This window comes from Pseudomonas sp. KH_024_B2, from assembly GCF_057839965.1.
This window is the reverse complement of the sequence record NZ_CM174502.1, coordinates 1,119,862-1,139,021: the sequence shown is the minus strand read 5'-3', so window position 1 is coordinate 1,139,021 and position 19,160 is coordinate 1,119,862. Positions and strand designations below refer to the sequence as shown.

At 58.3% G+C, this 19,160-nt stretch carries 20 protein-coding genes; 9 read left to right on the top strand and 11 right to left on the bottom strand.

What is annotated here, in order from left to right:
- Positions 1-17: 17 nt before the first annotated feature.
- The 4 genes from AC3I0A_RS05345 to AC3I0A_RS05330 are packed head-to-tail and all read left to right on the top strand — an operon-like array spanning position 18 to position 2,033.
- Complete coding sequence (locus AC3I0A_RS05345) at positions 18-752, top strand: ferritin-like domain-containing protein (protein ID WP_489376571.1); 735 nt, start codon at positions 18-20, stop codon at positions 750-752.
- Positions 753-780: 28 nt separating this feature from the next.
- The gene (locus tag AC3I0A_RS05340) at positions 781-1,494 is read left to right on the top strand and encodes a hypothetical protein (protein WP_489376570.1); all 714 of its coding nucleotides are present in this window, start codon (positions 781-783) and stop codon (positions 1,492-1,494) included.
- Between the two features lie 14 nt (positions 1,495-1,508).
- Positions 1,509-1,847 carry a hypothetical protein gene (locus tag AC3I0A_RS05335; protein ID WP_489378421.1) on the top strand — a complete coding sequence of 113 codons (339 nt, stop codon included), beginning with the start codon at positions 1,509-1,511 and terminating at the stop codon, positions 1,845-1,847.
- Positions 1,848-1,868: 21 nt separating this feature from the next.
- A complete protein-coding gene (locus tag AC3I0A_RS05330) occupies positions 1,869-2,033 on the top strand; it encodes a rubredoxin (protein WP_489376569.1) in 165 nt (54 codons plus the stop codon).
- 210 nt (positions 2,034-2,243) lie between these two features.
- Here AC3I0A_RS05330 and AC3I0A_RS05325 read toward each other — a convergent pair whose 3' ends face one another.
- From AC3I0A_RS05325 to AC3I0A_RS05290, 8 genes are all read right to left on the bottom strand, one after another.
- Positions 2,244-3,245 carry a diguanylate cyclase domain-containing protein gene (locus AC3I0A_RS05325; RefSeq protein ID WP_489376568.1) on the bottom strand — a complete coding sequence of 334 codons (1,002 nt, stop codon included), beginning with the start codon at positions 3,243-3,245 and terminating at the stop codon, positions 2,244-2,246.
- A gap of 48 nt (positions 3,246-3,293) precedes the next feature.
- The gene (locus AC3I0A_RS05320; RefSeq protein ID WP_489376567.1) at positions 3,294-4,304 is read right to left on the bottom strand and encodes a chemotaxis response regulator protein-glutamate methylesterase; all 1,011 of its coding nucleotides are present in this window, start codon (positions 4,302-4,304) and stop codon (positions 3,294-3,296) included.
- Complete coding sequence (locus tag AC3I0A_RS05315; RefSeq protein WP_489376566.1) at positions 4,301-6,634, bottom strand: hybrid sensor histidine kinase/response regulator; 2,334 nt, start codon at positions 6,632-6,634, stop codon at positions 4,301-4,303. Before AC3I0A_RS05315 ends, AC3I0A_RS05320 begins: the two co-directional genes overlap by 4 nt.
- The gene (locus AC3I0A_RS05310; RefSeq protein WP_489376565.1) at positions 6,631-7,311 is read right to left on the bottom strand and encodes a chemotaxis protein CheW; all 681 of its coding nucleotides are present in this window, start codon (positions 7,309-7,311) and stop codon (positions 6,631-6,633) included. Before AC3I0A_RS05310 ends, AC3I0A_RS05315 begins: the two co-directional genes overlap by 4 nt.
- Positions 7,308-8,585 (bottom strand): CheR family methyltransferase, encoded by a 1,278-nt coding sequence (locus AC3I0A_RS05305; protein WP_489376564.1) that lies wholly within the window; start codon positions 8,583-8,585, stop codon positions 7,308-7,310. Before AC3I0A_RS05305 ends, AC3I0A_RS05310 begins: the two co-directional genes overlap by 4 nt.
- A complete protein-coding gene (locus tag AC3I0A_RS05300; protein ID WP_489376563.1) occupies positions 8,582-9,118 on the bottom strand; it encodes a chemotaxis protein CheW in 537 nt (178 codons plus the stop codon). Before AC3I0A_RS05300 ends, AC3I0A_RS05305 begins: the two co-directional genes overlap by 4 nt.
- Complete coding sequence (locus AC3I0A_RS05295) at positions 9,118-10,674, bottom strand: methyl-accepting chemotaxis protein (RefSeq protein ID WP_489378420.1); 1,557 nt, start codon at positions 10,672-10,674, stop codon at positions 9,118-9,120. The genes AC3I0A_RS05300 and AC3I0A_RS05295 overlap by 1 nt, the downstream gene beginning before the upstream one ends.
- A 434-nt stretch (positions 10,675-11,108) precedes the next feature.
- Positions 11,109-11,834 carry a tellurite resistance TerB family protein gene (locus AC3I0A_RS05290; RefSeq protein ID WP_489376562.1) on the bottom strand — a complete coding sequence of 242 codons (726 nt, stop codon included), beginning with the start codon at positions 11,832-11,834 and terminating at the stop codon, positions 11,109-11,111.
- Positions 11,835-12,017: 183 nt separating this feature from the next.
- Between AC3I0A_RS05290 and ydcS the strand changes: the two genes are divergently transcribed.
- The 5 genes from ydcS (at position 12,018) to AC3I0A_RS05265 (ending at position 17,673) form a co-directional block, all read left to right on the top strand.
- Complete coding sequence (gene ydcS / locus AC3I0A_RS05285; RefSeq protein WP_489376561.1) at positions 12,018-13,169, top strand: putative ABC transporter substrate-binding protein YdcS; 1,152 nt, start codon at positions 12,018-12,020, stop codon at positions 13,167-13,169.
- A 165-nt stretch (positions 13,170-13,334) separates the two neighbouring features.
- Complete coding sequence (locus AC3I0A_RS05280; protein ID WP_489376560.1) at positions 13,335-14,372, top strand: ABC transporter ATP-binding protein; 1,038 nt, start codon at positions 13,335-13,337, stop codon at positions 14,370-14,372.
- A 1-nt stretch (position 14,373) separates the two neighbouring features.
- The gene (locus tag AC3I0A_RS05275; protein WP_489376559.1) at positions 14,374-15,318 is read left to right on the top strand and encodes an ABC transporter permease; all 945 of its coding nucleotides are present in this window, start codon (positions 14,374-14,376) and stop codon (positions 15,316-15,318) included.
- A complete protein-coding gene (locus AC3I0A_RS05270) occupies positions 15,308-16,135 on the top strand; it encodes an ABC transporter permease (protein ID WP_489376558.1) in 828 nt (275 codons plus the stop codon). Before AC3I0A_RS05275 ends, AC3I0A_RS05270 begins: the two co-directional genes overlap by 11 nt.
- A gap of 113 nt (positions 16,136-16,248) precedes the next feature.
- Positions 16,249-17,673: a gamma-aminobutyraldehyde dehydrogenase gene (locus AC3I0A_RS05265; protein ID WP_489376557.1), complete on the top strand. Its 1,425-nt coding sequence runs from the start codon at positions 16,249-16,251 to the stop codon at positions 17,671-17,673.
- Between the two features lie 41 nt (positions 17,674-17,714).
- Here AC3I0A_RS05265 and AC3I0A_RS05260 read toward each other — a convergent pair whose 3' ends face one another.
- The 3 genes from AC3I0A_RS05260 to AC3I0A_RS05250 all read right to left on the bottom strand — a co-directional run bounded on the left by AC3I0A_RS05260 (position 17,715) and on the right by AC3I0A_RS05250 (position 18,759).
- Entirely contained in the window at positions 17,715-18,143 is a 429-nt protein-coding gene (locus AC3I0A_RS05260) for a type II toxin-antitoxin system VapC family toxin (RefSeq protein WP_489376556.1), read from the bottom strand.
- Entirely contained in the window at positions 18,143-18,388 is a 246-nt protein-coding gene (locus AC3I0A_RS05255; protein WP_489376555.1) for an AbrB/MazE/SpoVT family DNA-binding domain-containing protein, read from the bottom strand. Before AC3I0A_RS05255 ends, AC3I0A_RS05260 begins: the two co-directional genes overlap by 1 nt.
- Positions 18,389-18,573: 185 nt before the next feature.
- Complete coding sequence (locus AC3I0A_RS05250) at positions 18,574-18,759, bottom strand: hypothetical protein (protein WP_489376554.1); 186 nt, start codon at positions 18,757-18,759, stop codon at positions 18,574-18,576.
- Between the last annotated feature and the right edge of the window lie 401 nt (positions 18,760-19,160).

Below are 19,160 nucleotides of genomic sequence, written 5' to 3'. Positions count from 1 at the left end.
TGGAGTGCCAAAATATCATGAACAACACAACAAGCACCAACAGTAGATTCGGAACTCGCTCGACCCCAGATGCCGCAGTAGTTCTGGCAAACTTCAAATTCCCTCTTGTTGAGCTCAATGATATCGAGCGCACCGAATGGAAGGAGATATTGTTTGACTCAATAATTACAGAGTACGATGCTCGGCGTCTGTACTGGCATCTAGAAACCAAATACACAGACTACTTCCCGGCACTGGTAGAGGTATTAAATCCATGGCTCAGGGACGAAATTGACCACGCTTATGGCTTTACTCTGATCTACTCATCTTACACAGGCATACCACTTGATCAAGTTGTACTGGAAGCTGAAATCAGAAAACCTGACTTCAGCATAATTAGTCCAATCGCTAACGATGCATTCAAGCTACTCATCATGCTGGCCTATGACGAAATAATTACTACACATGTTTATCATCGCAGCATAGCCAAGTACGATCAGTTCGACTCCCAACAATTATCAACCTGGATCAGAAAGACAAAGAAAGATGAAATCACACATTTTTTCTCATTTATGCAGAAAGCCAAGGAGTTATTCCCCAATCGGACAAACGAGGTCCCTTCAATACTTGAAGAGATCTTCGATATAGACTTTGAAAAAGAAAGCTATAGCGGAACATTCGTCTTGGATCATAACACGCCCGACTTCCCTATATCCAAGCAAGAAATTAAAAGCATGATCATTCCTGCTATTGTAAAAAAATTTAACGAATGAGAATTTGGCCTATAAGGAATAAAATCAAATGAAGCGGCCGTTTTTAGCCAAAAGGCATTGGAGTTCCCGGGCTCTTTTCAATGAGATCTCTGGCAGCGAATGGGCAAACCCAGGAGTTGATCTTAAGTATCAAGATTTTTTCATGGCGGACTTGGTCTCAGAATATGACTCCGTGAATCTTTACCATCACCTACACCCGCAAAGAGGGAAGTTTTCGCCATACTTCGTTCAATATTTAGATTTTTGGTTTGCAGATGAGAGAAATCATGCCGATGGTTTCTTTGAGCTTAATCGCCTCTTATTCGGCTCAAGTGAAGAGGAACTGATTAACCAATTAAAGGTGAGGACTGGAAACTTCGAAGACCTGGAAGAAATACTTGCCAGCGAATTCAATCTACTACTCATGTTCGCTTATGATGAGTACGTATCTGTCAAGACGTACAAAAAAGATACGTTTTATAGCGAGTTTGGGCATCCCGCTTTCAACAGATGGATTAAAAATCTAATAGCGGATGAAGCAATTCATTTCGGAAATGCGATAAAAATACTTAAGAACACTCATGCATCGGAATTGAGCAAGGCTGAAAACGTACTTCGCAGCATAGTTAAATTCGAAGGAAACGCATACCAAAATACCTTCCTATTCGATCACGATGGTCCTCATTTTCTGCTTGATGGCAATGAACTCGGGGACGTTGTAATAGAGGAGATTTTATCAGCATTAGCTAAAGGTCGAAAATGAAAAACCACTATTACATGATAGCGGCCCTGATACTTATGATCTTCGGCGAAATACTAACGATCTACAGCGAAGTGTATGCATCAAAACTTCCTGGACGACCAATGGAAACCCCGTTGATGTTCCTTAAACCCATGATACTCATTAGCATTGCCGGTACCAGTCTGGTTTTTGCATATTGGCTTGGATATCAAGGTACCGGAAATATTTGGGTGGTGACGGTCGTTTCTTTAACGCTTCTGCTTATTCTAGAACCTATTGTGATATATGCAATGCTGAAGGAGCTACCTGAAAGAGGTGCAGTAATAGGTTTTTTTCTAGGGGCGGCTGGACTAATTGCTGCAGTAGCACTTTAAAAAAATAATCGGAGTTAAATTATGCTAACCAAAGAAAAGGTAATGAGCTGCACTGTCTGTGGCTATGAATACTGCCCTGCGGCAGGTGATCCTGAAAATGGAATACCACCAGGTACGTCTTGGGAAGACATCCACGACGATTGGCTATGTCCGGATTGTCAGATGCCTAAGGGTGATTTTGAGTAAGTACTCCTATTATGAAGCTGCTCGCCAGAGCACCACTTCGCTCGCGTCCTTGCCATCCCGCTACGAGACGGCTGCGATTTGATGGAAGTAATTGGGCGGCGATTGCAGACGCAGATTTCGTAAACCGTACGAATAGCTGACAGGTTTATTTTTATTCCATCAAAAATAAGCTTGTCAGCTATCTCTATTCAACCATCGATGCGCATCCCCCTACTCAATCCCCACCTGATTGCGCCCATTGTTTTTCGCCAGGTACAAACCTTTGTCGGCGGCCGAGATCAGTTGTCGGCAATTACTGCCTGACTGCGGGGTCATGGCCGACAGGCCGATGCTGATGGTCAGATTCGCGCCTTCGGCCGGGAAAACATGCGGAATTTTCATTGCGTCCACGGTCTGGCGCAGTTTTTCGGCCAGCAGCCGCGCGCCGCCCGGTGAGGTGTTGGGCAGTACCAGCACGAACTCTTCACCGCCATAACGGGCCGGCAGGTCCGAGGGTCGGTTGCTGGCTTCGCGAATGGCCGTGGCGACTTTGCGCAGGGCTTCATCGCCCTCCAGATGGCCGAAGCTGTCGTTGTAGGACTTGAAGTAGTCGACATCGATCATCAACAGCGACAGTTGCGCCTGGTCGCGCATGGCTCGTCGCCATTCCAGCTCGAGGTATTCATCGAAGTGCCGGCGATTGGACAGCCCGGTCAGGCCGTCGGAGTTCATCAAGCGCTGCAGCACCAGATTGGTATCAAGCAACTGCTGCTGACTGACCCGCAACGCGCGATACGCCGCATCGCGTTGCAGCAGGGTCATGTAGGAACGCGAGTGATAGCGGATGCGCGCAACCAGTTCGATGTTATCCGGCAGCTTGACCAGGTAATCGTTGGCACCTGCGGCAAACGCCGCGCTTTTGATCAGGGGGTCTTCCTTGGTCGACAGCACGATGATCGGAATATCCTTGGTTGCCGGATGGTTGCGGTACTCGCGCACCAGCGTCAACCCGTCCAGACCGGGCATGACCAGGTCCTGAAGGATCACCGTCGGCTTGATGCGGATCGCCTGGGCGATGGCCTGATGCGGGTCGGCGCAGAAGTGGAAGTCGATATTCTCTTCATTGGCCAACCCGCGCCGCACAGCCTCACCGATCATTGCCTGGTCGTCGACCAACAGCACCATCGCGGCATTTTCATCGGTTTTGAAATCGTCGAGCTGTAAATCATTCATGTACGGTCACCTGAATTGCTACCTGGCCAGGACAGCGGCTGTTGTCGGTCATTTGGCAAATACTTCCAGTAGTCGTGGTGCAATCTTGTCCAGTGGGCGAATTTCCACGGCGGCGTCAATGGCGGCGGCCGCTTTCGGCATCCCGTACACCGCACTGCTGTGCTGGTCCTGGGCGATGGTCAGGAAGCCTTGCTCGCGCATCAATTTAAGCCCCTGAGCGCCGTCACGGCCCATGCCGGTCAGCAATACACCGACAGCGTCGCCGTTCCAGTGGCGGGCCACGCTCTCGAAAAACACGTCGATCGAGGGTCGATAGATCTCATTGACCGGCTCGGCTGTGTAGGCCAGCGTGCCGTTCTTCAACAGCCGGATATGATGGTTGGTGCCGGCCAGCAGCACCGTACCGCTTTGCGGTCGCTCACCCTGTTGCGCCAGCCGCACCGTCAGCCCAGAAGCACTGCTCAGCCATTCGGCCATGCCGGAGGCGAACACCTGGTCAACGTGCTGAACCAGCACAATGGCCGCCGTGAAATCGGCTGGCAGGCCTTTGAGCAAGGCTTCCAGCGCCGCCGGCCCGCCAGCGGAAGAACCGATGGCCACCAGGCTCTCGCGCTGCCCCGTCGTGCGTAAATGCGGCGCAGCCGAACGCACCCGGCTAGCGCTCTGGCCGATCAACCAGCCAATATTGAGGATCTTGCGCAGCAATGGCGCTGCGGCTTCTTGCGCATTGCCGGCACCGACGGCCGGGGTATCGACCACATCCAGCGCGCCATGGCCCATGGCTTCGAACACCTTACGGACGTTCTGCTCGCGATCGACGGTGACAATCACGATGGCACACGGGCTCTCGGCCATGATCCGCCGGGTCGCTTCCACGCCATCCATCACCGGCATGATCAAATCCATCAGGATCAGGTCCGGCGTCAGTTCGGCGCAGTACTTCACCGCATCAAGGCCATTGCTCGCGACCCAGGCCACTTCGTGGGCCGGCTCGAAAGCCAGGGCTCTACGCAAGGCCTCTACCGCCATGGGCATGTCATTGACGATAGCGATCTTCATGCCCGGGCTCCTCCGATGAGTTCCACGACTGCATCAAGCAAAGCGTCGTCATGAAAACTGGCTTTGGCTAGATAATAGTCGGCTCCGGCGTCCAGTCCACGACGGCGGTCTTCTTCGCGATCCTTGTAGGAAACCACCATGACCGGCAGCGACTGCAAGCGGTTGTCGCGACGCAACAGGGTGACCAATTCAATGCCATCCATTCGGGGCATATCGATGTCGGTGATCAGCAGATCGAAATCTTCGGCACGCAAGGCGTTCCAGCCGTCCATCCCGTCTACCGCCACGGCGACGTCATAGCCGCGATTGAGTAGCAGCTTGCGTTGCAATTCGCGCACGGTCAGCGAGTCGTCGACCACCAGAATGCGTTTGCGCGCGACTTGCGCGGCCTCGCTGTGCCGGGCGATGCGCTCCAGGCGGCCGGTGTTGAGCAGTTTGTCCACCGAACGCAGCAGGTCTTCGACGTCGACGATCAGCACCACCGAGCCGTCGTCCAGCAGCGCCCCGGCGGAAATGTCCTGAACCTTGCCCAAGCGCTCATCCAGCGGCAACACCACCAGCGTGCGCTCGCCGATAAAGCGCTCGACAGCCACCCCGTACACGGCATCGCGCTCGCGAATGACCACAACTTTGAGGGTTTGCTCGTTGGTCTGCGCCGCCGGGCGCTGCAACAACTGGCTGGCCGCGACCAGACCGACATGCCGGCCTTCGTGCCAGAAATGCTGACGCCCCTCCACCTGCACGATGTCATCCGGTTCCAGGTCGCACATACGCTCGATATGCGCCAGCGGAAAGGCATAAGCCTCCTCGCCGACTTCGACCACCAGACTGCGCACCACCGACAGAGTCAGCGGGACTTCAAGGTGGAAGCGACTGCCCTCTCCCGCTGTCTGCTCCAGAACCACCGCCCCGCGCAACTGCCGGGCCATATGCTGAACCGCGTCCAGGCCAACGCCGCGCCCGGAGACTTCAGTGACCTTGTCCCGCAGACTGAAGCCCGGCAGAAACAGGAAGGTCAGCAGCTCCTCTTCGCTTAACTGCGCAGCCGTCTCGGCCGGCGACAACTGACGCTCGACGATGCTGCGGCGCACGTGTTCGAGGTCGACCCCGCCTCCGTCATCGCTCAATTCCAGCACCAACAATCCGGCCTGATGGGAGGCGCGCAGACGAATCAGGCCTTCGCCGGGCTTACCGGCCAATACGCGCTGCTCAGGCATTTCGATGCCGTGATCCACGGCGTTACGCAGTAAATGGGTCAGTGGTGCTTCGAGTTTTTCCAGCACATCGCGGTCGACCTGGGTTTTCTCGCCCTCGATCTCCAACCGCACTTGTTTACCCAAGCTGCGGCCCAGATCACGAACCATCCGCTCCTGCCCGGCCAGCACATCCGCAAACGGCCGCATCCGGCAGGCCAGCGCCGTGTCATACAGCACCTGGGCACGCTGGCTGGCGTGCCAGCCAAACTCATCCAGCTCGGCGGTTTTCTCGGCCAGCAGTTGCTGGGACTCGGCGAGCATGCGCCGGGCATCGGTCAGCACTTCCCGGGCTTGCAGGCTCAGCTCGTGTTCTTTGAGGTGAACGTTGAGGCTTTCCAGAGCCCGCAGACTGTTGTTCTGCATACGCTTGAGGCGTTGCATAGTCGCCAGCCAGGGCTTGAGACGCTGGGTTTCCACCAGGGACTTGCTCGACAGATCGAGCAAGCTGTTCAGCCGTTCGGCGGTAACCCGCAGCACCCGTTCGCCGCCTTCGGTAACGCGCGTGGCTTGACGCGGCATCGCGATGGGAGCAGCGGGCAGCGGTTCGGGCTCCAGCCGCGGCGCCTCGGACTCACGCCTGACAGCCAGCGCATCGAGCAGCAGTTCAGCCATCGGTGGCGTGGCTGGCTTAACGGCTGGCTCAACGGCTGGCGCAGCGGGCGCCGCAACGTTGGCGGTCAACGCAGCGGGATCCAGCAACAAGCCCATCAAGGCGACATAGGCCTCGATATCGCCGGAACTGACGTCGCTGCCCGGTGTGGCGATGCGCGTCAGAAAATCCGTGCCTTGCAGCAAGGCATCGATATGTTCGGGTTGCAGGTACAGGCGACCTTCCTGGGCGCTGACCAGGCAATCCTCCATGACATGCGCCACGCTGACCCCGGCATCCACTCCGACAATGCGTGCGGCGCCCTTGAGTGAGTGAGCCGCGCGCATGCAGGCTTCCAGTTGATCGGCCTGGGTCGGATTGCGTTCCAGTGCCAGCAGGCCGGTGCTGAGCACCTGAGTCTGCGCTTCGGCCTCCAGGCTGAACAGTTCCAGCAGCGATGCATCGCGCATTTGCTCGGGGGTCATGTGAGGCTCCGGGTCACGGCGGACAGCAACTGTTCTTCATCCAGCCAGCGCAAGCTGCGGCCCTTGAATTGCAACACGCCACGGGTGTATCTGGCGCTGGCTTGCGGGCCTGCACCTGAGGCGGCGTTCAAGGTGCGCTCATCGATAGCGTGAATCCCGTCGACTTCGTCCACCGGCACCACCACCGGGCCGCCGTGGGCAGCGATGATCAACATGCGCGGCATGACCCGCGTACCCGAGGCAACGCCAGTGGTCGCGTCCAGCCCCAGCAGTTCCACCAGCGACAGGCAGGCGACCAGCGCGCCACGCACATTCGCCACACCCAATAATGCCCGCGAACGCTGGTGCGGCAAGGAATGTATCGGTTGCAACGTCGCAACCTCCACCAGGCAGCGAGTCACCAGGCCCAACCACTCTTCGCCAAGGCGGAACATCAACAGTGAGCGGGTGACGACATCGGTCTCGACTGCCAGCGACTGCCGATGGTCTTCCTGTTGCAACGCATAACGGTCGAGCAAGCGGGTCGCGGCAGTGGAGTACACCGCGCAGTTGCGGCAATGAATATGCTCGGGCAATAGCGGGCAGGATTTGTCACCGTGGACACCGATCCGGTTCCAGCAATCATCGATGGCCTGCGCATCCTCATGGGTCACGCTCAACGAAACAGATCCGCTCATCGTTTACGCTCACTGTCAGCGGTGCGTTCGCTACGGGCAGCGCGCTCCTGCAATCGACGGGCGCCCGCCGCGTCCCCTTTGGAAGCCAGCAATGCGGCCAGATGCACCAGGGCTTCAGGGTGCTGCGGCTCCAGATAGAGTGCCTTGCGATAGAAACCCTGGGCCTCCAGCGCGCTGCCGGCGACATCGCTGAGCAATCCCAGCCAATAAAACACTTGAGCCACCGGTTCATGGCTGCGCAGGTACTGCTCGCAGGCGGCACGTGCCTCGGCGCTTTTGCCCTCATCGGCCAGCGCGGCGATGCTGGCGAGCAAGGCGCCTGCATCACTCAGCGCAGCAGCAGGTTTACTGGAACCTGTTGCTGGCGCAAGGCTGGTAAAGGGTCGGCTGCGCATCGGCGGTTGCGCCACGCTGCGGATCGGCTGACGCACGGGTAATGGCGTCGGGATAAAAGTCGGCTGCGACGCGGGTTCAGGGTCGCTGTGACGACTGAATGCAAAAGACTGGGGAATGCCGATCGAACGCATGCCCAAACGCCCCAGCAGACTGCCCTCGGCCGGGCCGATAAACAGCACGCCGTCGACATGGGTCAGGCGCTTGAGCACTTCAAGCACCTGTTGCTGGGTCGGTTGGTCGAAATAAATCAGCAGATTGCGGCAGAACACAAAGTCATAAGGCGGTTCATTGGCCAGCAACCCGGGATCGAGCAGGTTGCCGACCTGCAAGCGCACTTGTTCGCACACTCGCGCGCTGAGACGATAGAGCTCGCCTTCGGTACTGAAATGGCGCTCGCGAAAATCGCTCAATTGCCCACGAAAGGAGTTCTTGCCATACACCGCACGCTTGGCGCGTTCGACCGACAAAGGGCTGACATCCAGCCCTTCGACCTTGAACTGATGGGGCGCAAACCCGGCATCGAACAAGGCCATGGCAATCGAATAAGGCTCTTCGCCGGTAGAACACGGCAGGCTGAGAATCCGCAAGGCACGCATGCCCTTGATCTCGGCCAAACGTGTTACCGCCAGTCTGGCCAGGGTGGCGAAGGATTCCGGATAACGGAAAAACCAGGTTTCCGGCACGATCACGGCTTCGATCAGCGCCTGCTGCTCATCCAGTGATCCCTGCAATGTGTGCCAGTACTCGTCAGCGCTAAGCGCCTGCTGCGCCGTCATGCGCTGGCGCACCGCCCTTTCGATGATCGCCGGCCCCACGGACGCCACGTCCAGGCCGATACGTTCTTTGAGGAAGTCGAAAAAACGCTGGTCGTTGCTCATGGACGCTCCTCGATCAGAGCGAGATCCAGCGGTGGCGACGGAAATAACAGCGCGCGGACCTCGGCATCGAGTAAATCAGCGACCCGAATCCATTGCAGCAAGCCCTGCTGATCTTCGCGCACCGGCCCCAGATAAGGCGCCTGGCGATTATCCAGACCATAGGCTTGAAAGTCCGCCGGATTGCAGCGCAGGGTATCGGTCGCCTGCTCAAGAATCAGCCCGAGCAACTGCTCAGGGACGGACGCTTGCGGCCGATAGTGCACCAGCACCAGTCGGGTACTGGTGCGTACCTCGGCCGGCTGGCCGAATGTCAGCGCACTGAGGTCGATCACCGGCACCACCGCGCCACGGTAGGCAAACACCCCGGCAACCCAGGACGGCGCCTTCGCGATCGGCTTGAGTGGCAGGCGCGGCAGCACTTCGGCCACCTCGATGGCCTGCAGGGCATAGCGTTCGTTGCCAATGCGAAACAGCAAAAACAACGATTGTTTCGGCGCCATCCCCGCACCGCGTTTCGCCGCGAGCTCGCTCATCAGACTTTGAATCGCGAGACGCCGCCACGCAGCCCCACCGCCACCTGACTCAGTTCATCGATGGCGAAGCTGGCCTGACGCAGGGAATCCACCGTCTGGCTGCTGGCATCGCCCAACTGCACCAGCGCGTGATTGATCTGCTCGGCGCCGGTCGCCTGGGCCTGCATGCCTTCGTTGACCATCAGCACGCGCGGCGCCAGAGCCTGCACCTGATGAATGATCTGCGACAACTGCTCGCCGACCTGCTGCACCTCGGACATGCCGCGGCGCACTTCTTCGGAGAATTTGTCCATGCCCATGACCCCCGCCGACACCGCCGACTGGATCTCACGGACCATCTGCTCGATATCGTAGGTGGCTACGGCGGTCTGGTCCGCCAGGCGCCGTACTTCGGTCGCGACCACAGAGAAACCGCGACCATATTCACCGGCCTTCTCGGCTTCGATCGCAGCATTGAGGGACAACAGGTTGGTCTGGTCGGCGACCTTGACGATGGTCACCACCACCTGGTTGATGTTGCCGGCCTTCTCATTGAGGATCGCCAGCTTGGCGTTGACCAGATCGGCTGCGCCCATCACCGATTGCATGGTGTCTTCCATGCGGGCCAGCCCCTGCTGGCCGGAGCCGGCCAGCACCGAAGCCTGATCGGCGGCAGTGGAGACTTCCGTCATGGTGCGCACCAGATCCCGGGAGGTCGCCGCGATTTCCCGTGAAGTGGCGCCGATTTCCGTGGTGGTGGCGGCGGTTTCAGTCGCGGTAGCCTGTTGTTGCTTGGAGGTGGCGGCAATTTCCGTGACCGAGGTGGTGACCTGTACCGAGGAACGCTGGGCTTGGGACACCAGCGAGGTGAGCTCGCTCATCATGTCGTTGAAGCCGGTTTCGACCGCGCCGAACTCATCCTTGCGCGCCAGATTCAGGCGACTGCTCAGATCGCCGTTACGCATCAATTCCAGGATCTGCACGATACCCCGCATCGGCGCCGTGATCGCCCGCATCAACAACAGACCACACACCCCGGCAATAATGACCGCGATCAGGAGCGAAATGCCCATGATCAGCTTTGCCTCTACTACCGCTGAAACGATCGAGTCAGTAGCCGACTCTGCCACATTCCTGTTGCGCTGAATCAACCTGTCCAGTTGTTTGCGGCCGTCCATCCAGGCCGGGGTCAGTTGTTCGGCGAAGATGCGACGGGCCTGTTCGATGTCCTTATGCTGGTAGGCATTGCGAACCTCTTCAAGCAGCTTGTCGTAATTGTCATGCAGCCGTTCAAACTCGTCGAAAATTTCCTGATCGTCTTTCTCGAAGATGGTCGTTCGGTAGCTGGCCATTGCATGTTGCAATCCTTCCTCAAAACGCTGGAACTCCTTGTCAACCTGGGTCATGTCTCGACCGCTGGCCTGTCCGATCAGTTGCTGGGTCAGCACGTAATCATCAACCCAGACATCGCGAATCAGGGAGCTGTAGTAAATCCCGGGAAGGCTGTCCGAGCGCACGGACTTCTCACTGGATTCAATCGACAGTAACCGGGAGTACGAGACGACCACCATCAGCATCATGATGGCGATAACGACCGCAAAGCTCGTCAAAATGCGTTGGCGCAACGTCCAGTTGTTCACAGTCAGTCCTCGAGGCCATGGAAATCGGAGGGAGTATAGCCGAGGGTGCGCCATCGTTTATCAACAGCTTGCGCACCACATCACATGATGAGAGGAGAAAGTCGGCATCCGCTCTGGATGGCTACTTTGGGGCAGATGCGGCGAACGCCGCCAGTGATGATTCAGTAGTAACAGACCGTGGATTGGTCATTGAGGGAGATTAGGGAGTCCTGAATAGAACAACTTGTGGCGAGGGAGCTTGCTCCCGCTGGAGCGCGAAGCGGTCCTGAAACCTGCAATCACATTTCGTCAGGCACACCGCATTCACAGGTCTTGCGGCTGCTGCGCATCCGAGCGGGAGCAAGCTCCCTCGCCACAGGGGGGGCACCTGTTTAGATCGAAGCCTGGCGAGCCTGCTTCTCCAGCTCAGCCTTCAACCCTGGCTCGAGCTTGAGCTGACGAGCCAACTCATCCAGATAGGACTTCTCCATGAAGCTCTCTTCGTCCACCAGCATCACGCTGGCGATGTACATCTCGGCGGCCATTTCCGGGGTGCTGGCGGAGCGGGCGACGTCGGCCGGGTCCAGAGGTTTGTTGAGTTCGGCGTGCAGCCAGTGTTGCAGTTCCTGATCGTTGTCCAGCTTGGTGAACTCGCCCTCGATCAACGCACGCTCGCGCTCATCGACATGTCCATCGGCCTTGGCGGCGGCGACCAGCGCCTTGAGGATCGCCTGGCTGTGCAATTCAACTTGCGCTGTCGGTAAACGGTCGAGGGTTTGCGGTTCAGCCTGTGGTGCACCGGCCTGTTGCGCCTGCCAGTTGCCATAAGCCTTGTAGGCCAACACGCCCAGCGCGGCCAGGCCGCCGTAGGTCAGGGCCTTGCCGCCAAAGTTACGGGCTTTTTTGTTCCCCAGCAACAGGCCCATGGCGCCCGCCGCCAGCGCACCGCCGCCGGCCCCTGAAAGCAGACTGCCGAGCCCGCCAGAACCGCCGCCAAGCAAGTTGCCCAGCGCGCCTTTATCCGAACCTGCCGGTTTGTTCTGAGTGCCACCCGCCTTGTTCTGCAACATGTCCTGACCGGACTTGAGTAACTGATCGAGCAATCCACGTGTATTCACTTGCTGCCTCCACGAATTGGGCTTAACCGGATCATTTAGGCCACCAGCGTAGATCGAAGTGCCCGCCTCCAGCTTTTGAGAGTGCTTCCAGATGTTGCACTACTCTAATAATTAGCCTCAACAAGCATGGTTTCACCACGTTCAAAACTGCCCCGACCATAATTTAAAGAAGAGGGAAACCCCATGTTCGTGCACAAGACCGCACTGCTCAGTGCAATCACCACAGCACTGCTAGCCAGCGCCAGCATCCAGGCCGCCGAACCGCTGAAAACCGTCGGTGCCGGCGAAGGCCAATTGGATATCGTCGCCTGGCCGGGCTACATCGAACGTGGTGAGAGCGACAAGAACTATGACTGGGTGACCGGTTTCGAGAAAGAGACCGGCTGCAAGGTCAACGTCAAAACCGCCGGTACCTCCGATGAGATGGTCAGCCTGATGGCCAAGGGTGGCTACGACCTGGTTACCGCCTCCGGCGATGCCTCCCTGCGCTTGATCGCCGGCAAGCGGGTACAACCGATCAACACCGCGCTGATCCCGAACTGGAAGAACATCGATCCACGCCTCAAGGACGCGCCTTGGTACGTGGTCGACAAGCAGACCTATGGCGCGCCTTATCAGTGGGGTCCGAACGTGTTGATGTACAACACCAAGATATTCAAGCAAGCGCCTGTCAGCTGGAGCGTGGTGTTCGATGCGCAGGTCCTGCCGGACGGCAAGACCAACAAGGGTCGCGTGCAGGCCTATGACGGCCCGATCTACATCGCCGACGCGGCGCTGTACCTCAAGTCGAGCAAACCGGAACTGGGCATCAAGAACCCCTATGAACTGACTGAAACCCAATACAAAGCCGTGCTCGATCTGTTGCGTGCCCAGCAACCGTTGATCCACCGCTACTGGCATGACACCACTGTGCAGATGAGTGACTTCAAAAACGAAGGCGTGGTGGCCTCCAGCTCCTGGCCGTATCAGGTCAACGGTCTGATGACCGAGAAACAGCCGATCGCTTCGACCATCCCCAAGGAAGGCGCCACCGGATGGGCCGACACCACCATGATGCACGCCGAGGCCAAGCATCCGAACTGTGCCTACAAGTGGATGGACTGGTCGCTAACGCCCAAGGTCCAGGGTGACGTAGCCGCCTGGTTCGGCTCGCTGCCGGCGGTTCCGGCGGCCTGCAAAGAGAGCGAATTGCTCGGTGCTCAAGGGTGCAAAACCAACGGTTTCGACCAGTTCGACAAGATCGCCTTCTGGAAAACCCCGCAGGCCGAAGGCGGCAAGTTCGTGCCGTACAGCCGCTGGACCCAGGACTACATCGCGATCATGGGCGGCAGATAGGCCCTCTGGTCCTTCGGACCTTCGCGGGCAAGCCCGCTCCCACAGGTTTGCGCTGTCCTTGTGGGAGCGGGCTTGCCCGCGAAGCTTCTATAAAAAGTTTCAGATTTTTCAGAAGTCCAGGCAGGGGCCGCTGCGACAGCCTTCGCCTTTTTGGAGCACCGCACCATGACGCTTGCAGTCCAGTTCACCAACGTTTCCCGGCAGTTCGGCGAAGTGAATGCCGTTGACCGGGTTTCCATCGACATCCAGGACGGCGAGTTTTTCTCCCTGCTGGGGCCTTCCGGCTCGGGCAAAACCACCTGTTTGCGCCTGATCGCCGGTTTTGAACAGCCGAGCGCGGGTTCCATTCGTATTCATGGCGAAGAAGCCGCCGGGTTGCCGCCGTATCAACGTGACGTGAACACCGTGTTCCAGGATTACGCGCTGTTCCCGCACATGAACGTTCGCGACAACGTCGCCTACGGCTTGAAAGTCAAAGGCGTCGGCAAAGGCGAACGCCTCAAACGCGCCGAAGAAGCCCTCGACATGGTCGCCCTCGGTGGTTACGGCGAGCGCAAACCGGCGCAACTGTCCGGCGGTCAACGCCAGCGTGTGGCCCTGGCCCGCGCACTGGTCAATCGTCCTCGGGTGTTGCTGCTGGACGAACCCCTGGGCGCCCTCGACTTGAAGCTGCGCGAACAAATGCAGGGCGAGTTGAAGAAGCTGCAACGCCAGCTCGGCATCACTTTTATCTTCGTCACCCATGACCAGACTGAAGCACTGTCGATGTCCGACCGCGTGGCGGTGTTCAACAAGGGTCGCATCGAGCAAGTCGACACCCCGCGCAACCTCTACATGAAACCGGCGACCACCTTTGTCGCCGAGTTCGTCGGTACCTCCAACGTAATTCGCGGCGATCTGGCCAGACAATTGAACGGCAGCGACCAGCCGTTCTCGATTCGTCCGGAACATGTGCGCTTCGCCGAGGGTCCGGTGGCCAGCCACGAGATCGAAGTCAGCGGTCTGCTCCACGACATTCAGTATCAAGGCAGCGCCACCCGTTACGAACTCAAACTGGAAAACGGCCAGACCCTGAACATCAGCCAGGCCAACACTCAATGGCTGGACAGCAGCGCCCAACACCAGACCGGGCAACGGATCAGCGCACGCTGGGCCCGCGAAGCCATGATCCAGCTGACCGACACCGTTGCGAGCGAGGTGTGACATGAGCCTGGCCATGACTCAAACGCCCACCAGCGGCTCGCCGCTGCGACGGTTTTCCGACCTGCTGTATCGCCGGCCCAATCTGTACCTGGCAATGTTGCTGGTACCGCCGCTGATCTGGTTCGGCGCGATCTATCTCGGCTCATTGCTGATCCTGCTCTGGCAGGGTTTCTACACCTTCGACGACTTCACCATGACGGTCACGCCCGACCTGACCCTGGCGAACTTTTCGGCGCTGTTCCAGCCGTCGAACTTCGACATCATCCTGCGCACGCTGGGCATGGCCGTGGCGGTGTCGATTGCCAGCGCCTGCGTCGCGTTCCCCATTGCTTACTACATGGCGCGCTACACCACGGGCAAGACCAAAGCGTTTTTCTACATCGCAGTGATGATGCCGATGTGGGCCAGCTACATCGTCAAGGCTTACGCCTGGACCTTGCTGCTGGCCAAGGGCGGCGTCGCCCAGTGGTTCGTTCAGCATCTTGGGCTGGAGCCGGTATTGCAGTTCATCCTGGGGATTCCCGGCGTCGGCGGCAGCACCTTGTCCACCTCGCATCTGGGGCGTTTCATGGTGTTCGTCTACATCTGGCTGCCATTCATGATTCTGCCGATCCAGGCCTCGCTGGAACGTCTGCCACCATCGCTGCTGCAAGCCTCCGCCGACCTCGGCGCCAAGCCGCGCCAGACCTTCATGCAAGTCACTCTGCCGTTGTCGATCCCGGGCATTGCTGCCGGGTCGATCTTCACCTTCTCGCTGACCCTCGGTGACTTCATCGTGCCGCAACTGGTGGGGCCGCCGGGCTACTTCGTCGGCAGCATGGTTTACGCCCAACAGGGTGCCATCGGCAACATGCCGATGGCCGCGGCCTTCACCCTGGTGCCCATCGTGCTGATCGCCATTTACCTGTCCATCGTCAAACGTCTGGGAGCCTTCGATGCGCTCTGATTCTTCAAAACAGGGAGAACAATCCTCCCTGGGCCTGCGACTGGCCGCTTGGGGCGGGTTGGTATTTTTGCACTTCCCGATCCTGATCATCTTCCTGTACGCCTTCAACACCGAAGACGCGGCCTTCAGCTTTCCGCCCCAGGGCTTCACCCTGAAGTGGTTAAGTGTGGCCTTCTCCCGGCCGGACGTACTGGAGGCGATCAAGTTGTCGCTGCAGATCGCCGCTGTCGCCACGCTGATCGCCCTGGTCCTCGGCACCCTGGCATCGGCCGCGTTGTACCGGCGTGAATTCTTCGGCAAGCAAGGCATCTCGCTGATGCTGATCCTGCCGATCGCCTTGCCGGGGATCATCACTGGTATCGCCCTGCTCGCGACCTTCAAGACCCTGGGCATCGAGCCGGGCATGTTCACCATCATCGTCGGCCATGCGACCTTCTGCGTGGTGATCGTCTACAACAACGTCATCGCCCGCTTGCGTCGCACGTCCTACAGCCTGATCGAAGCCTCGATGGACCTCGGCGCCGACGGCTGGCAGACCTTTCGCTACATCGTCCTGCCGAACCTCGGCTCGGCGCTGCTGGCCGGCGGTATGCTGGCGTTCGCCCTGTCGTTCGACGAAATCATCGTCACCACTTTTACCGCCGGCCATGAACGCACGCTGCCGCTGTGGCTGCTCAACCAACTCGGCCGCCCGCGGGATGTGCCGGTGACCAACGTGGTGGCGATGCTGGTGATGCTCGTGACCATGTTTCCGATCCTCGGCGCCTACTACCTGACCCGCGGCGGTGAGAGCGTGGCCGGGAGTGGCGGTAAATAACCCCTGAACATAAACCAACTGTGGGAGCGGGCTTGCCCGCGAAGGGGCCATGGACCGCGCCGCCTGATTCGCGGGCAAGCCCGCTCCCACAGAGCACACAAGAGGACATCGATATGCAAACCAAACTGCTGATCAACGGCCAACTGGTCGAAGGTGAAGGCGCCAGCCAACCTGTGTTCAACCCGGCGTTGGGCCGCGTACTGGTGGAAATCAACGAAGCCAGCGAAACCCAGGTCGATGCCGCAGTACGCGCCGCCGATGCCGCATTCGAAGGCTGGTCGCAGACACCGCCCAGAGAGCGCTCGCTGCTGTTGCTCAAACTCGCCGACGTTATCCAGGCCCACGGCGAAGAACTAGCCAAGCTGGAATCGGACAACTGCGGCAAACCCTATAGCGCGGTGCTGAACGACGAAATCCCGGCAATTGCCGACGTGTTCCGCTTCTTCGCCGGCGCCAGCCGTTGCATGAGCGGCACGGCCGGGGGCGAATACCTGCCCGGCCACACGTCGATGATCCGCCGCGATCCGGTGGGCGTGGTTGCCTCCATCGCGCCGTGGAACTACCCACTGATGATGGTCGCCTGGAAAATCGCCCCGGCCCTTGCCGCCGGTAATACCGTGGTGCTCAAGCCGTCGGAACAAACCCCGCTGACCGCGTTGCGCCTGGCTGAACTGGCGTCGGAAATCTTCCCGGCCGGCGTACTCAATCTGGTGTTCGGCCGTGGTCCGAGTGTCGGCAGTCCGCTGGTGACCCATCCGAAAGTGCGCATGGTCTCGTTGACCGGCTCGATTGCCACCGGCACGAACATCATTTCCAGCACCGCCGACAGCGTCAAACGCATGCACATGGAGCTGGGTGGCAAAGCCCCGGTAATCATCTTCGACGACGCCGACATCGATGCCGCCGTGGAAGGTATTCGTACCTTCGGCTTCTACAATGCAGGGCAAGACTGCACCGCCGCCTGCCGCATCTACGCGCAGCAAGGCATCTACGACACATTCGTCGAGAAGCTCGGCGCGGCGGTCAGCACCATCAAGTACGGCTTGCAGGATGATCCGGCCACCGAGCTCGGCCCATTGATCACTGCGCAGCATCGCGACCGCGTGGCCGGGTTTGTCGAACGTGCGTTGGCACAACCGCACATTCGCTTGATCACTGGTGGCAAGGCCGTGGAAGGCAATGGTTTCTTCTTCGAACCGACGGTATTGGCCGACGCGCAACAGGACGATGAGATCGTCCGTCGCGAAGTGTTCGGGCCGGTGGTGTCAGTGACCAAGTTCACCGACGAAGCACAGGCCCTGACCTGGGCCAACGATTCGGACTACGGCCTGGCGTCGTCGGTCTGGACCAACGATCTCGGCCGCGCCCACCGCCTCGCGGCGCGTTTGCAGTACGGCTGCACCTGGGTCAACACGCACTTCATGCTGGTCAGCGAAATGCCTCACGGCGGTCAGAAACTGTCCGGTTATGGCAAGGACATGTCCGCGTACGGGCTGGAGGATTACACCACCGTAAGGCATGTGATGTTCAAGCACTAAAAGCTTCGCGGGCAAGCCCGCTCCCACAGGTCCACCGCAGTTCATGTGGGAGCGGGCTTGCTCGCGATAGCGTCAGGAACGATCAACTCAACGGTCGGAAAGTAGCTGCGGTAACGTTTGGCATCTCGAGTCAGCAATGTCAGCCCCCCTACCACTGCATGAGCGCCAATAAAAAAGTCGGCCAAAACATTGCCTTTACTGCCACCCACCTTCCGATAGCGAACGAAGGCTTTACCCGCCAAAAACAACGCAGGCCGGGGAATCTCCTGTATCGACAGTCCCAGCTTCGCTACGACTGCATCCAGCGCTTCAAACGTAGAGAACGCCTGCGACAGCTCGGCATAGATAATCGGATTAATGACCAAATCATGAACCTGAGACTGCGCGCGAAGCTGTTGAATAGACCAATCAGCCCAGGTCGGGTCATCTTCAAGTACATCGATCAGTACGTTTGTGTCGACCAACAGCATCAGTCGTCACCACGTAACAACGACATCAATTCGTCGGTTCGCCATTTGATATCCGCTTTGCCGCGTACGGCTTCAAATCTATCCTGCTGAACCGGCTTGCCCGGTTTAGGCTCGCCACGGTGCAGGACCACTTCTCCTTGGGCATTGACGCTAAACTCAATCGCCGAGCCAGGAATGAGATGCAAAGCATCACGAATTGGCTTGGGAATAGTTACCTGGCCCTTGCTGGTCATAGTGGTCGACATAAGTCCCTCCTTAGGTATTACCAGAAAAACAAAAGTAATACCGCACTGACGAGAGTGCAACCGCCGCTTATCGTCAGACGCTTCACCTCAACTATTGGGAAAAAACCATTGAACAGGTGCTCACTCCCTGCGGAGTACAAGGGGGCATGATCCAGCCCCCCTCAGCCATTGAGGCCGCTCCCTCCCTAAAACCGCGAAATACTACGCATCGCATCCACCAGATAACGCATGGCGATGCGATCGCTCTCCGACAGCTCGCGATATCGCTCGACCAGCTTCACCTCCTCCGAACTGAGTCGACGCGACTTTCGCGAGATGTTCAAACCACAAACAAGACCAAAAAAACCGGCAATACCCTGTACTTTCGACATGGACGATGTCCTCTGCACGTCAAAGAAAAACTCCAGGCACCTCATCGCCCTAACGTTTTTTTCAGTAGTGGCGCAACGCACCCCCCTGCTGAAACCCACCGGCCTGAAGGGCCAAAACCGGTTATGAGTACAAGAATAGAAAGGTTCTGCCGGGTGAACAGGCGTTTTTAGAGTAATTAGTCAAAAAACACAGAAATGCTCTGTAAAACAGAAAGTACTGTCGGAAAACTTAACCGACATTTTTTGTTTCATTTGCCACGCCACTGCTGTGCCACCATTCATTTGTCTCTACAACCGAACGGTTTAAGCTATTTGGCATCTGTTATTAGTCCGTTGCGTTTGGCCGAAGGCATGTCCGAACCTCAATTTCTGATCCATCACGCAGCCAGGAACGGCGCGGG